Source organism: Pedomonas mirosovicensis (genome assembly GCF_022569295.1).
Lineage (GTDB): Bacteria > Pseudomonadota > Alphaproteobacteria > Sphingomonadales > Sphingomonadaceae > Pedomonas > Pedomonas mirosovicensis.
The window spans coordinates 2,301,210-2,313,932 of sequence record NZ_JAKFIA010000001.1; the positions used below are offsets into that span (position 1 = coordinate 2,301,210).

General features: G+C 67.3%; 13 protein-coding genes and 1 pseudogene. 8 read left to right on the forward strand and 6 right to left on the reverse strand.

The genetic code is table 11. From position 1 onward, the window contains the following. Positions 1-56: 56 nt before the first annotated feature. Both L0C21_RS10930 and L0C21_RS10935 read left to right on the forward strand, forming a co-directional pair. Positions 57-455: pseudogene (locus L0C21_RS10930) on the forward strand (RrF2 family transcriptional regulator); the annotation flags it as partial. 280 nt (positions 456-735) lie between these two features. Further along, the gene (locus L0C21_RS10935; protein WP_259278377.1) at positions 736-1,188 is read left to right on the forward strand and encodes a host attachment protein; all 453 of its coding nucleotides are present in this window, start codon (positions 736-738) and stop codon (positions 1,186-1,188) included. Between the two features lie 4 nt (positions 1,189-1,192). Here the strand turns inward: L0C21_RS10935 and L0C21_RS10940 are convergent, their stop codons facing one another. From L0C21_RS10940 to folK, 4 genes are all read right to left on the reverse strand, one after another. After that, the gene (locus L0C21_RS10940) at positions 1,193-2,056 is read right to left on the reverse strand and encodes a nuclear transport factor 2 family protein (RefSeq protein ID WP_259278378.1); all 864 of its coding nucleotides are present in this window, start codon (positions 2,054-2,056) and stop codon (positions 1,193-1,195) included. A 217-nt stretch (positions 2,057-2,273) separates the two neighbouring features. After that, complete coding sequence (purU, locus tag L0C21_RS10945) at positions 2,274-3,134, reverse strand: formyltetrahydrofolate deformylase (RefSeq protein WP_259278379.1); 861 nt, start codon at positions 3,132-3,134, stop codon at positions 2,274-2,276. Between the two features lie 92 nt (positions 3,135-3,226). Continuing rightward, entirely contained in the window at positions 3,227-3,913 is a 687-nt protein-coding gene (locus tag L0C21_RS10950) for a fumarylacetoacetate hydrolase family protein (protein ID WP_259278380.1), read from the reverse strand. Next, entirely contained in the window at positions 3,897-4,622 is a 726-nt protein-coding gene (gene folK / locus L0C21_RS10955; protein ID WP_259278381.1) for a 2-amino-4-hydroxy-6-hydroxymethyldihydropteridine diphosphokinase, read from the reverse strand. The genes L0C21_RS10950 and folK overlap by 17 nt, the downstream gene beginning before the upstream one ends. A gap of 27 nt (positions 4,623-4,649) precedes the next feature. On the opposite strand from folK, the gene L0C21_RS10960 reads away from it, so the two are divergent. Beyond that, a complete protein-coding gene (locus L0C21_RS10960; protein WP_259278382.1) occupies positions 4,650-5,294 on the forward strand; it encodes a uracil-DNA glycosylase in 645 nt (214 codons plus the stop codon). Between the two features lie 181 nt (positions 5,295-5,475). Here the strand turns inward: L0C21_RS10960 and L0C21_RS10965 are convergent, their stop codons facing one another. Then, complete coding sequence (locus L0C21_RS10965; RefSeq protein WP_259278383.1) at positions 5,476-6,183, reverse strand: RluA family pseudouridine synthase; 708 nt, start codon at positions 6,181-6,183, stop codon at positions 5,476-5,478. Between the two features lie 109 nt (positions 6,184-6,292). On the opposite strand from L0C21_RS10965, the gene rimO reads away from it, so the two are divergent. The 4 genes from rimO (at position 6,293) to L0C21_RS10985 (ending at position 10,497) form a co-directional block, all read left to right on the forward strand. After that, complete coding sequence (gene rimO / locus L0C21_RS10970) at positions 6,293-7,639, forward strand: 30S ribosomal protein S12 methylthiotransferase RimO (RefSeq protein WP_259278384.1); 1,347 nt, start codon at positions 6,293-6,295, stop codon at positions 7,637-7,639. Between the two features lie 40 nt (positions 7,640-7,679). Beyond that, positions 7,680-9,065 carry a leucyl aminopeptidase family protein gene (locus L0C21_RS10975; RefSeq protein WP_259278385.1) on the forward strand — a complete coding sequence of 462 codons (1,386 nt, stop codon included), beginning with the start codon at positions 7,680-7,682 and terminating at the stop codon, positions 9,063-9,065. A 144-nt stretch (positions 9,066-9,209) separates the two neighbouring features. Next, positions 9,210-9,617 carry a MarR family winged helix-turn-helix transcriptional regulator gene (locus tag L0C21_RS10980; protein ID WP_259278386.1) on the forward strand — a complete coding sequence of 136 codons (408 nt, stop codon included), beginning with the start codon at positions 9,210-9,212 and terminating at the stop codon, positions 9,615-9,617. Positions 9,618-9,627: 10 nt separating this feature from the next. After that, positions 9,628-10,497: a C40 family peptidase gene (locus L0C21_RS10985; protein ID WP_259278387.1), complete on the forward strand. Its 870-nt coding sequence runs from the start codon at positions 9,628-9,630 to the stop codon at positions 10,495-10,497. A gap of 397 nt (positions 10,498-10,894) precedes the next feature. On the opposite strand, the gene L0C21_RS10990 is transcribed toward L0C21_RS10985, so the two are convergent. After that, a complete protein-coding gene (locus L0C21_RS10990; protein ID WP_259278389.1) occupies positions 10,895-11,620 on the reverse strand; it encodes a c-type cytochrome in 726 nt (241 codons plus the stop codon). Positions 11,621-11,786: 166 nt separating this feature from the next. Between L0C21_RS10990 and L0C21_RS10995 the strand changes: the two genes are divergently transcribed. Next, positions 11,787-12,719 carry a prephenate dehydratase gene (locus L0C21_RS10995; RefSeq protein ID WP_259278390.1) on the forward strand — a complete coding sequence of 311 codons (933 nt, stop codon included), beginning with the start codon at positions 11,787-11,789 and terminating at the stop codon, positions 12,717-12,719. Positions 12,720-12,723: the final 4 nt, after the last annotated feature.

Sequence of the window (12,723 nt, forward strand, 5' to 3'; positions counted from 1 at the left end):
TCCGGGTCGACAATCCGATTCGCCCCGCCAGTCAATCGCATCACAAGGCTGTACTCGTGCTGTCGCAACGCTCCCGCTACGCTTTGAAGGCCCTGGTCCGGCTCGCCCGGACGGCCGACGGCGAGCCGGTGCAGATTGCAAGCCTGGCCGAGTCCGAGGACATTCCCCGCAAGTTCCTCGAGATCATCCTCGTCGAGCTGAAACGGCAGAACCTGGTGCAGAGCCTGCGCGGCAAGCGGGGCGGCTACAAGCTCGCCCGCCCGCCGGAGGAGATCACCTTCGGCGAGATCATCCGCATCACCGATGGCCCGCTGGCGCTGGTGCCCTGCGTCTCCCGCACCGCCTACCGCCGCTGCGAGGACTGCAAGGACGAAGCCGCCTGCGCCATCAACCGGGTGATGGCCGTGGTGCGGGACGAGACCGCCCGCATCCTTGATGCCACGACGCTGGCCGATGTGCTCAATGGCGACGGCACCGCCTTCCTGCCGGAAGTCGCCCCGGCCGAGAACGCGGACGAAGACGCCGATGCGCCCACGCCGGGCGCGGCACCCAGGGCCGCCGCCGCCCTCGCCCACGGCGCGCATCCGGCCGAATAGACGGGCCGAATAGGCCGTGCGCCGCCCGGCCCATCCCTTCCCCTGCCACCAAGACCAGCCTCGATCGTTGCTTTCCTTGCACAGCGCGTCCGCTCGCGCGGTCACAAGGCGCATTCCGAGTAAGCGAAGGGAGAAGGTCATGAAGCAGCCCGAGACGTGGTTTGTCATTGCCGACGGTCAGCGCGCCCGCATCGTCCGGCGCTTGCGTACGCCGCGCGCCCGGGTGGAGGACGTGTTCCCCTATCAGTGGGTGAACAGCGAACTACTCAGCGTGGATATCGACAACGAGGGGCTGGGCCGGGGCAGCGCTCCCGCCGACACCGCCACCTTCCACACCATCCAGCCGGGCCCGGACCCGCGCCGCCAGCTGAAGCAGGAATTCGCGGTGGAGCTGGCCGAATTCCTCAACCGCGGCGCGCAGGCCAAGCACTTCAACCGGCTGGTGCTGATCGCCGCGCCCAAGACGCTGGGCGACATTCGCGGCGCGCTCTCCGATACGGCGCGCAACTGCATCGTCGCGGAAATCGACAAGGACCTCACCCACGCGGCGGACGACGACCTCGCCCTGCGCTTCGAGGAGCTGATGCCGTAAAACCCTACTCGGCGATGTAGCGCCAGGGCTCGGCGGGGCCCGCCCGGTGCCAGACGGTGAAGAAGGCGAACCGCCCCCGCTCGTCATCCGGGCTCCCCACGATGCGGATGACGCCCCAGCTGAGCCCCAGGTCGCCGCCCGGCGCGACCAGCACGCCGTCCGAGCCCCACGCCAGGGGCGGTGGGTTGCTTGCCGCGATCTCCGCGCCGATCGCCTCCGCCCCCAGCGTCAGGCCCGCGCCCCGCCCCATGTTGAGGGAGAGCGCACTGCCGTGCTTCGCAAAGGCGGGGCCGATGCCCATAGCCTGCGCGTCGTCCGAGAACCGTTGCTCGGCAGCGGCAAGGCTGGCGCGATGGGCCGCCGCATCCCCCGGCACCGTCTCGCCCCGCATCGTCACGCCTGAACGCAGGCACGGTGCAGGCGCGGTGCGCGCGTCCTGCCGCACGCCCTGCGGCATGGGCGCCTTGCGGAACGCGGCGATCCGCCAGCCCTCTGCCGTCCGCACCCAATAGGCCAGAAACTTGAACGGCACGGCCTTCCCGTCCGCCCCGGTCTCGTCCAGATACCCGGCGGTGAACCCATGGCCGCCATCCGCCGATACCGCCGAGCGCACGACCGACCAGCGCCACGCCGCGCCTTCCGGTGCCAGCCTTGCTGCCACCTCCGCCGCGCCCCGGTTGAACCGGCCGCCCGCCGCCGGGCTGATGGCGTCCGGCGTCAGCAGCCCCGCCAGCACCTGCCGGGCAGAACCGGCATCGGCCAGTTCCGCCAAGGCCGGTGCATTCGATGCCGGACAAATCTCGGTGACCACCGGCGCACCGCCCGGTGCCGCCAGCGCCAGCAGCGCCGCCATGATCGAAAACGACATGTGAGCCTTCCCCCCGCAAATGGTCCATCTGTTATAGGGGAACCAGGACCTTTTGCGGAGGGGCCCCGTGCGCGCAGGCGCACAACGATCAAGCCCCTCTGCACTCCCATTCTTTTTATCAGGACGCATGCGTGGATAGCGGGCGCCCCAAAACGAACGGGAGGTTGCCAGGAGGGTCCGCGATCCTCCTGCGAAAAAACAAGGAAACCCAAGAAAATCAGGCCGCGAAGACCACCGTTTTGCGGCCGTTGAGCATCACGCGGTCTTCGAGGTGATAGCGCACGGCCCGCGCCAGCACGCGGCGTTCGATGTCGCGGCCCTTGCGGACGAGATCTTCGGCGCCATCGCTGTGGGTGATGCGCTCCACGTCCTGCTCGATGATCGGGCCCTCGTCGAGGTCGGAGGTGACGTAGTGGGCCGTCGCGCCGATCAGCTTCACGCCGCGCGAGAAGGCCTGATGGTAGGGCCTGGCCCCCTTGAAGCTGGGCAGGAAAGAATGGTGGATGTTAATGCAGCGCCCGGTGAGCTTGGCCGCCAGCCCATCCGAGAGCACCTGCATGTAGCGGGCCAGCACCACGAGGTCGGTGCCGGTGGTCTTGATGAGGTCCCACAGCTGGGCTTCCTGCTCCAGCTTGGTCTCGCGGGTGACCGGCAGGTGGTGGAACGGAATGCCCCGGAAATCGAGGTGGGCGTAGGTTTCAACCGGGTGGTTGGCGACGATCGCCGAAATGTCCATCGGCAGCTCGCCCGAGCGCCAGCGATAGAGCAGATCGGCGAGGCAGTGGTCGAACTTGGAGGCGAGGATCATCACCCGCCGCCGCTCGGCGCGGTCGCGCATGGTCCAGGTCATGCCGAAGGGTTCGGCGGCGCTCACGAAGCGCTCCTTGAGGCCGTCCAGCGTCACAGTGTCATCGACCGGGTTGAACAGCACCCGCATGAAGAAGCGGCCGCTCTCCAGGTCGTCGAACTGCTGGGCATCGAGGATGTTGCACCGGTTCTCGAACAGGAAGGTGGCAACGGCGGCCACGATGCCGGGCCGGTTGGGGCAGGAGAGCGTGAGGGCAAATTCCGTATGCATGGAGCCAGACTTAGCATTCCCACCCTGTAAGAAAAGCGAAAATTTCCGGCTTTTCTCGCAATGGAATTACCCCACCTCCCAGACGATCCGCTTCAAGCAATCCGGTGGCGCAGCACGTCCAGTCCATCAATGCCGCACTCGATCACGTCGCCCGGCACGACAGGGCCAACGCCCGCGGGCGTGCCGGTGAAGATGAGATCGCCCGCCTGCAGCGCGAACAGGGTGGAGAGTTCGGCGATGACCTCAGGCACGGACCAGATCATGTCCGCCACGTCGCCCTGCTGGCGCGTCTCCCCGTTCACCTTCAGCCAGATCGCACCCCGGCGGATGTGGCCCACCTCGTCGGTGCGGTGGATGGCCGAGAGCGGCGCGGAGTGGTCGAACCCCTTGGCGGTGTCCCACGGGCGGCCCTGCTTCTTGGCCTCGGCCTGCAGGTCGCGGCGGGTGAGGTCGTTGCCGACGGCGTAGCCGTAGATCAGCCCCTCGGCTTCCTCCACGGAGAGGTTGCGCCCGCCCTTTGCCAGCGCCACCACCAGCTCCACCTCGTAGTGCAGGTTCTGGGTGCGCGGCGGATAGGGCACGTCGCACCCGTTCTCCACCAGCGCGTCGGCCGGCTTGGCGAAGAAGAAGGGCGGCTCGCGGTTGGGATCATGCCCCATCTCGCGGGCGTGTTCGGCGTAGTTGCGGGCAACGCAGAAGATCCGCCGCACCGGGAAGCGGGCCTCGGAGCCGGAGATGGCGGCAGAGGGCCGCTCGCCCAGATCAAGCACATAACGCATTGGTGATTTCCCCCTGTTCTTCCTGCCACGCCGGCGCGGGCATCCGCCTGCCCCGGTTGAAGGGCACGGCCTGCCCCGGCAATTCCGTCTCTCCCCGGCCCGTCTCTTCCCGGCTGCGGGCGGGCGGGCGCTCCTGTTTGCGGCCGAGCGGCACCACCTCCGCCGTCAGCGTGCCGGGCAGCGTGCGGCTGGGCTCGACGGCGCGGATGGATTTCGCATCCCCCACCCGGGCCGCCAGCTGGCGCACGGTGAGGTTCAGCGCCGGATGCCGCCAGTCGGGCGCGATGTCGGAGAGCGGGCGCAGCACGAAGGCGCGCGTGTGGGCGGCGCGGTGCGGCACCGCAAGGCCGTGGCCGTGCGTCCACCCCAGGCGGCCGGGCACAATGGACTGGCCGTAGCCGATGATGTCCAGATCAAGCACGCGCGGGCCCCAGTGGATCTTGCCCTTGGGGCCGAAGGCGCGCTCCAGCCGCTTCAAGAGTGCCAGCAGTTCCTCCGGCGACAGACGGGTGCGGGCGCGCACGGCGGCGTTGACGTAGGCGGGCTGGGGCGGGCCCAGCGGCGCGGTGTGGTACAGACGCGAGACGGCTTCGATCTTGATACCGGCTCCGGCCATGGCGCGAACGGCGGCGCGCACCACCTGGGCGGGGGTGCCATGGCGGCGATGACGTCGGTTCGACCCGATTGCGATGAGAACGGTTGTCTCCATGATCCCCGCCCCCTATTCCACTCTGCCATGACCGACAAGCTCAACATCACCGAACCGTCGCACGATTGCCCCCTTTGCCCGCGTCTGGCGGAATTTCGGGCGCTCAACCGTCAGCGCATCCCCCACGGCTTCAACGGGCCCGTGCCCGGCTGGGGCGATCCCAACGCCCAGCTGCTGATCGTCGGGCTGGCCCCCGGCCTGCACGGCGCCAACACCACGGGCCGCCCCTTCACCGGCGACTACGCGGGCGACCTGCTCTACGCCACGCTGCTGAAATACGGCCTGGCCGAGGGCGAGTATCTGGAGCGGCCGGACGACGGGCTGACCCTCAAGAACAGCTTCATCGCCAACGCGGTGCGCTGCGTGCCGCCCGAGAACAAGCCGACCACCGCTGAAATCCATACCTGCCGACCCTTCCTCGAAAGCCAGATCGATCGGCTTCCCCGTCTCAAGGTGATGCTGGCGCTGGGCACCATCGCCCACCAGTCCACCATCAAGGCGGCAGGCGGCAAGCTGCCCAAGTACAAGTTCGCCCACGGCGCGGTTCACAAACTGCCCTCCGGCGTGCTGCTGGTCGATAGCTACCACTGCTCGCGTTACAACACCAATACCGGACGCCTCACCACCGAAATGTTCGAGGCGGTGTTCGAGCAGATCACGGAGCTGCTTTAAGGGATTTATGCAGGGGGATCTCGATCCCCCTGCGACCCCCTTTTTCGTTTTTCGGGCTGTGCGCGCGATGCAGGGCGCGGCCCAATCAAATCAATATCAAACGGCCGTGTTTCCAGCACACGCTGGAACCGCGACCGCTCAAACGAACGGGGTTGTAGGGGTCCGAGACCCCTACGAAATCCTACTCCTCTGAACCCCCAACACCCTCATCCCCCGCCCACCCGCAGGCTTTGAGCGCATCGGCCATGCCGGGCGGGGGCGGGGCAACCACGGCAATCGGCCGGGAGGTTTCGCTCAGTTGCAGCGAGACCTCGCGGGCGTGGAGCATGAGGGATGCGCCGGTGGCAACGCCTTCCCCATATTGCACGTCGCCCGCGATGGGGTGGCCGAGGGTGGCACAGTGCACGCGCAGCTGGTGGGTGCGGCCGGTCTCAGGCGTCAGTTCGAGCCATGAGCGGCGCTGGCTCTTGCCCAGCACGCGGTAGCGGGTGACGGCGGGGTCCCCGTCCGCCGCGGCGATCATGCGCCAGCCCGCCGCCTTCGTTGAGATCTTGCGTAGCGGGGCCTCGATGGTGCCCTCGGCCAAGGGCAGATGCCCCTCGACGACGGCCCAGTAGATTTTTCTCACCCGCCGCTCGGCGAACAAAGCCCCCAGCTGGCGGATGGCCTTGGGGTGCCGCCCGAGCACGAGGCAGCCGCTGGTGTCCCGGTCCAGCCGGTGGACGGGCTGGGGCAGGCGCTGGAAGCCGAAGGCGAGCAGCGGCAGCCAGTCCTCCAGGCTTTCGGGCGTCTTGGGGCCGCGATGCACGGCGAGCCCCGCCGGTTTGTTGAGCACGATGACGTGGGCATCGATGTAGAGCACCGCTTGCTCGACCTCGGCCAGCGTCACCCCGCCGCGACCCTCTGGCGCGCGTGGGCCATTGCGGTTATAGGACCGCCCAGATTGTTGCCCGTTTCGGCGCGCCTTGCCGCGCCCTGCCCGATTTAAGGCTTTTTGCATGTCCGCCACACCCAAGACCCTGCCGACGCCGCCCAAAGTCGGCCTCGTCTCTCTAGGCTGTCCGAAGGCTCTGGTCGACTCCGAACGGATTCTGACCAAACTGCGCTCGGACGGCTACCAGATCAGCCCTGACTATGACGGCGCGGACGTGGTGCTGGTCAACACCTGCGGCTTCCTCGACAGCGCGAAGGAAGAGTCGCTGGAGGCGATCGGCGAGGCCATCAACGAGAACGGCAAGGTGATCGTCACCGGCTGCCTCGGCAAGGAAGCGGAGATGATCCGCGAGCGCTTCCCGGACGTGCTCGCCATCACCGGCCCGCAGCAATATGAAGAGGTGGTGGGCGCGGTGCACAATGTGGTGTCGCCGTCGCTGGGGCAGTATGTCGACCTGGTGCCGGCGCAGGGCATCAAGCTGACCCCGCGCCACTACAGCTATCTGAAGATCTCCGAAGGGTGCAACCACCGCTGCACCTTCTGCATCATCCCCTCCATTCGCGGCGACCTCGCCTCCCGCCCGGTCAACGCCGTGCTGCGCGAGGCGGAAAAGCTGGTGGCGGCGGGCTCGAAGGAGCTGCTGGTCATCAGCCAGGACACCTCCGCCTATGGCCTCGACCTCAAACACGCCACCGCGCCGTGGAAGGGCCGGGAGGTGCGCGCGCACATGACCGACCTTGCCCGCGAGCTGGGCGAACTCGGCGCATGGGTGCGGCTGCACTATGTCTACCCCTACCCGCATGTGGACGAGGTGATCCCGCTGATGGCGGAGGGCAAAATTCTGCCTTACCTGGACATTCCCTTCCAGCACGCCTCGCCGCAAGTGCTGAAGAACATGCGCCGCCCGGCCAACACCGGCAAGGTGCTGGACCGCATCAAGCGCTGGCGGGACATCTGCCCGGATATCACGCTGCGTTCCACCTTCATCGTCGGCTTCCCCGGCGAGACGGAGGAGGACGTGGACTACCTGCTCGACTGGCTGTCCGAAGCCCAGCTCGACCGCATCGGCTGCTTCAAGTACGAGGCCGTGGAGGGCGCGACGGCCAACGACCTGCCGGGCGCGGTGCCGGAAGAGGTGAAGCAGGAGCGCTGGGAGCGGTTCATGGCCCACCAGCAGGCGATTTCCGCCGCCAAGCTGGAAGCCAAGATCGGCACCACCGTCGAAATGATTATCGACGAGGCCGACGACGAGGGCGGCGCCTCCGGCCGCTCCAAGGCCGACGCGCCGGATATCGACGGACAGGTGCATCTGCGCGACGCCCACGGGCTCAAGGTAGGTGACATCGTTTCGGTGCTTGTCGAAGATGCGGACGAGTACGATCTCTATGGCGTGCCCGTAACGGCCGGCTAAGCGATCGAAGCCAGCCGGCGTAACAGAGGAGGAGCGAGGCGTGTTTCAGGATCTGGTCGAAACCGACAGCCAACAGGACGCCATCCCCCTCTGGGTGACAGACGACGCAGGCTTTGCCGCCTGGGCGGAGGCGCAGGGCGAGCACGCGCGCCGCTGGATCGAGGCGAGCGACTTCAAACCCAAGGCCGGTGAATTGCTGCTGCTGCCCGGCGCTGACGGCCAACCGGCAGGCGCGGTGCTGGGCGTCGGCAAGGCGGACAGGCTCGGGCCCTGGGATCTGGCCCCTGCGAGCGCCAAGCTCCCCGCCGGGCGCTACCGGCTGATGGCGGAGGGCGCAAGCCTTGGCCACAGCCTCGTCGGCTGGATGCTCGCCCACTACCGGTTCGACCGCTACAAGTCCGAGCAGAACGGCAGCCAGCCGCGCATTCTCGTGGTGCCGGAAGGCCTGCCGGTGAAGGAAAGCCTGCGGCTGGCCGAGGCGATCGCGCTGGTGCGCGACCTTGTGAACACCCCCGCCAGCGACATGGGGCCGGAAGCGCTGGCCCAGGCCGTGCGGGCAAGCGTGGAGCCGTTTGGCGCGAAGGTCCGCGAGATCGTGGGCGATGACCTGCTTGAGGCGGGCTTTCCGGCTGTTCACGCCGTCGGCCGCGCGTCTTCCCAGCCCCCGCGCCTTCTCGACGTGACCTGGGGCAGCGAGAGCAATCCCAAGCTCACCCTTGTGGGCAAGGGCGTCACCTTCGATACCGGCGGGCTCGATATCAAGCCGTCCTCCGCCATGCTGCTGATGAAGAAGGACATGGGCGGCGCGGCTCATGCCCTGGCGCTCGCCCGGCTGGTGATGGAGGCCGGGTTGCCGGTGCGGCTGCGGCTCATCATCCCGGCAGTGGAGAACGCCGTCTCCGGCAATTCCTTCCGCCCCGGCGACATTCTCAAGACCCGAAAAGGCATCTCGGTTGAGGTCGGCAACACGGATGCCGAGGGCCGCCTCATCCTCTGCGACGCGCTGGCGCTCGCCACCGAGGAGCAGCCGGACCTTTTGCTCGATTTCGCGACGCTGACCGGCGCGGCCCGCGTGGCGCTGGGGCCGGAGCTGCCCGCCCTGTTCACGCCCGACGATGCGCTTGCCGCCGACCTTGCCCGCCACGGCGAGGCGGTTTCCGACCCACTGTGGCGCCTGCCGCTGTGGGAGCCCTACCGCGAAATGCTCAATTCCCCGGTGGCGGATATCAACAACGCGGGCGAAGGCGGCTTCGCCGGGGCCATTACCGCGGCCTTGTTCCTCCAGCGTTTTGTCCCTCAAGGCACACCTTGGGCGCACTTCGACCTCTACGCCTGGACCAACGCAAACCGCCCGGCGCGACCAAAAGGCGGTGAAGCGATGATCCTGCGCGCGTGCTGGGCGTTGTTAGCGTCACGATACGCCTGACGTTTGGGCGTCTCCGTTTTCTTTTTCGGCTTTTTTGCGCGTTTTTTTCGTTGGCGCAGGGAGCCACTTGGTGTCGCCGACGTTTTGTTAAGGGACTTTAACGGAATCTGCCCCACCCCCGTGGGCAGCTTGGAGGAGATGCTCATGGCCCCTAGCTTTGAAAGCGACGACGCGATGATGGCGCCGCTTCGGGAATGGATGCATACCTTGATTAGCTTCGTGCAGTCCGACCAGCCCGACCTGACCAACCGGCAAATGGCGATCCTGCTGATTGTCTACCTGATGGATGGTCCGCACACGGTGCGGGGCCTGGCTGCCCGACTCAAGGTGTCAAAGCCCGTCGTCACCCGCGCGCTCAATACCCTGGGGGCGATCGGCTATGTCCGGCGCCAGAAGGATGAATCCGACCTGCGGAATATATTTGTTGAAAGAACCGAGGCAGGTCATGCATTCCTTCGGGAATATGCCGAACGGATCACAGCCTCGCGGGCCTATGCCAACCAGCCAAGGGAAAACCACGCCGGACAGGGCATCCGCCCCACCCTTGAATAGTCGGGCGCATGTGACCCGCCGCAGCGAGTCCCTCGACCTGAGGGTGGTCGCCTGGCGGCCCGACCTTGCCGACGTGCGGCTCTATGGCCAGCTGGCGGCGCACAGCTATGTGGAGCCCGCGCCCGCCACCTGCCGCGTGCCGGTGGCCGCCGTGCGGCGCGCGCCGGACAGGGAGGCCGAGCAGATCTCCCAGTTGCTGCTGGGCGAGACGTTTCATGTGCTCGAGATCGGCGAGACCTGGGCCTGGGGCTTCTGCGGCCACGACCGTTACGTGGGCTATGTGGAGGCCGCATGCCTTGACCACGCGGGTCAGCCGCATGCGCCGACTCACTGGGTCTCGGCGCCGCAGGGGCTGGTGTTCGCCGCCCCCAGCATCAAGACGGCCCTGCGGCTAAGCGTGCCCCTTGGCGCGCGGCTGGCATTGGCCGAACACGACGAGAAGTTCTTCGCCCTCATGGATGGGAGCGGCTTCATCCACCGCCGCCACGCGCGGCCGCTGGATAGCTGGGCCACGGACCCCGTCACCGTTGCCGAGGGCCTCCTGGGCACGCCCTACCTGTGGGGCGGGCGCACGCGGGCGGGTATCGACTGCTCCGGCCTCGTGCAGCAGGCGCTGATGGCCTGCGGCATCGAAGCCCCCCGCGACAGCGACCAGCAGCAGGCGCTGGGCCAGCCCGTGCCCGAGCGCGACTGGAGCGCCCTGCGGCGCGGCGACATCGTGTTCTTTCCCGGCCATGTGGGGCTGATGGCGGACGAGAGCCGCCTCCTCCACGCCAACGCCTTCTGGATGAGCACCGTCATCGAGCCGCTGGCGGATGTGGTCGAGCGCCTGAAACCGGACCTTGAGGCACCCATCACCTGCGTGCGCCGCCTGGCCTGAAGGACAAACAGGCGAAACCCACCCTTGGCATAGCCCGTAAAACCCCGTAGAGGCACCTTACAGCGCGATTCCAAGCCTGGCCGCCACCACCCTAGCGCGGATAGGCAAAAACCTTTCTACGGGCGTTTAAACCGCCTTAGCGGCGATTTGCCTGTTTGGTTATTTTTCTTGGTTCGTTTGGTTTTTTGCAGGCGGGGCCCACCCCCTCCTGACACCCCCCTGCATGGGCCGCCGAGCCTGCCGGTTTAGCCGTTGACGCGCCAGTTCGACCGGGCGCGTCCCGCTCAAAGCGAAGGGGAGATCGCAAGGAAGCCCCTTCCAAAGCCCCATAGAAAAAGGGCAGCCCGGTCGCCCGGACTGCCCTTTTTCTGTTCTTTCGCGCCGAAGCGCCGGAGCCTTAGTGGCTGCCGTTGCTGTCCGGCTGGGCCGGGCTGGCGGACTGGGTCACCGGGGTGCCCGAAGTCTTCGGCTCTGCACCGGCCGTGTCGACGCCCGGAGCCTTTTCGGCGCCGGCGGCCTGCTGCGCCTCTGCGGAGGTTTCGCTGCCGGCCTCGTCGGACGCCACCTGTTCCTTCGCCGGCGGCTCGGGCAGCGGCAGCGGCTTGTCGCTGTTCTGGTTCAGGAAGGCCAGCAGGTTGGCGCGATCCGAACCCTTGGAGATGCCGGCGAACGACATCTTGTTGCCCGGAATGGCCGCCCGCGGATTGGCGATCCAGTGATCCAGGGCTTCCCAGGTCCAGGGCTCGCCCTTCTTAGCCAGCATGGCGTCGGAGTAACCGAAGCCCGCCGCATGGGCATGAACGCCGCCGACGATACCATAGAGATTCGGGCCGGTCTTGTTCGGACCACCCTTCTCGACGGTGTGGCAGGTCTGACATTTCTTGAAGACGCTTGCGCCCTTCTCGGCCGACGCCGTCTGCAGCAGCTCGGCGATCGACGGACCCTTGTCCTCGGTCGCGGCCGCGGCGTCACCGCCCTCGGCCTCAACGCCCTCGATCGGGTACGCCCGTTCCTCGGGCGCATGCGGCTTGTAGACTTCGCCAGTTACAATGATGGCAACCAGGATGCCGATAGCAGCCAGAAGACCCCCGGCCGCGTACTTATTCCACTCAAAACCGTCCACGCTTGTCCTCCAGCGGACCCCCAAATTCGGCGCGCACCATAGTTGCCGCTTTTGTCTGAGGCAAGGCGCAAGTCGTCGCAACCTGTTTCGCCTGGCTTACGCTGCGAAAAGTCGCGCAAATCCAGCCCTTGACGGTGGTTGGCGCGGCCTACATAACCGCCGCATCATGCAGATTTATCCGGAACCCGCGCGCGAGCTGGTCTCGCGCATGACCGCCAAGGCCACCGCGCTTCCCTCGCAAGCCGTGGCTTTCCAGGGCGCGCCCGGCGCCTTCTCCCACCTGGCCACCTGCCAGGTGTTTCCGGAAGGGCTGCCCCTGCCCTGCTTTTCCTTCGACGAGGCCTTCGAGGCGGTGGAGAGCGGCAAGGCCGACCGCGCCGTCATTCCCATCGAGAACAGCTACGCGGGCCGAGTTGCCGAAATCCACTTCCTGCTGCCCGCCTCGAGGCTCCACATCGTGGGCGAGCACTTCCTGCGCGTGCGCCACAGCCTGCTGGCCCCGAAGGGCGCCAAGCTGGAAAACGTGCGCCAAGCCTTCAGCCACCCGCAGGCGCTGAGCCAGACCCGCAAGTGGTGCGCGGCGCGCGGCATCGACCAGGTGCCCTACGCCGACACGGCGGGCGCAGCCGCGCTGGTGGCCGAAAAGCAGGAGCCGGGCACGTCCGCCGTCGCCTCCAGCTTCGCCGGGCAGATTTACGACCTCGACATCCTGGCCGAAGGCATCGAGGACGTGGCGCACAACACCACCCGCTTCGTGGTGCTGGCGCGCGAGCCCATCACGCCGGACCCCGCCAAGGGCCCGCTGATGACCACCATCTTCTTCGAGGTGCGGAACATCCCCGCCGCCCTGTTCAAGGCGCTGGGAGGCTTCGCCACCAACGGCATCAACATCACCAAGCTGGAAAGCTACCAGCGCGAGGGCACCTTCACCGCCACCGATTTCTTCGCGGATTTCGAGGGCTCGCCGGAAGACCCCGCCGTCCAGCGCGCGCTGGAGGAACTGGAATTCCACTCCAAGCGCCTGCGGATCTTCGGCACCTACGCGCAGGCCCTCACCCGCCTGCACCCGGACGCGCTGGACGAGCAGGCGAGCGGCTGATTTT

What these genes read in the sequence shown, in the direction of transcription:
- L0C21_RS10935 (WP_259278377.1), top strand. Translation starts at nt 736, where the DNA reads ATGAAGCAGCCCGAGACGTGGTTTGTCATTGCCGACGGTCAGCGCGCC.
- L0C21_RS10940 (WP_259278378.1), bottom strand. Translation starts at nt 2,056, where the DNA reads ATGTCGTTTTCGATCATGGCGGCGCTGCTGGCGCTGGCGGCACCGGGC.
- purU (WP_259278379.1), bottom strand. Translation starts at nt 3,134, where the DNA reads ATGCATACGGAATTTGCCCTCACGCTCTCCTGCCCCAACCGGCCCGGC.
- L0C21_RS10950 (WP_259278380.1), bottom strand. Translation starts at nt 3,913, where the DNA reads ATGCGTTATGTGCTTGATCTGGGCGAGCGGCCCTCTGCCGCCATCTCC.
- folK (WP_259278381.1), bottom strand. Translation starts at nt 4,622, where the DNA reads ATGGAGACAACCGTTCTCATCGCAATCGGGTCGAACCGACGTCATCGC.
- L0C21_RS10960 (WP_259278382.1), top strand. Translation starts at nt 4,650, where the DNA reads ATGACCGACAAGCTCAACATCACCGAACCGTCGCACGATTGCCCCCTT.
- rimO (WP_259278384.1), top strand. Translation starts at nt 6,293, where the DNA reads ATGTCCGCCACACCCAAGACCCTGCCGACGCCGCCCAAAGTCGGCCTC.
- L0C21_RS10980 (WP_259278386.1), top strand. Translation starts at nt 9,210, where the DNA reads ATGGCCCCTAGCTTTGAAAGCGACGACGCGATGATGGCGCCGCTTCGG.
- L0C21_RS10995 (WP_259278390.1), top strand. Translation starts at nt 11,787, where the DNA reads ATGCAGATTTATCCGGAACCCGCGCGCGAGCTGGTCTCGCGCATGACC.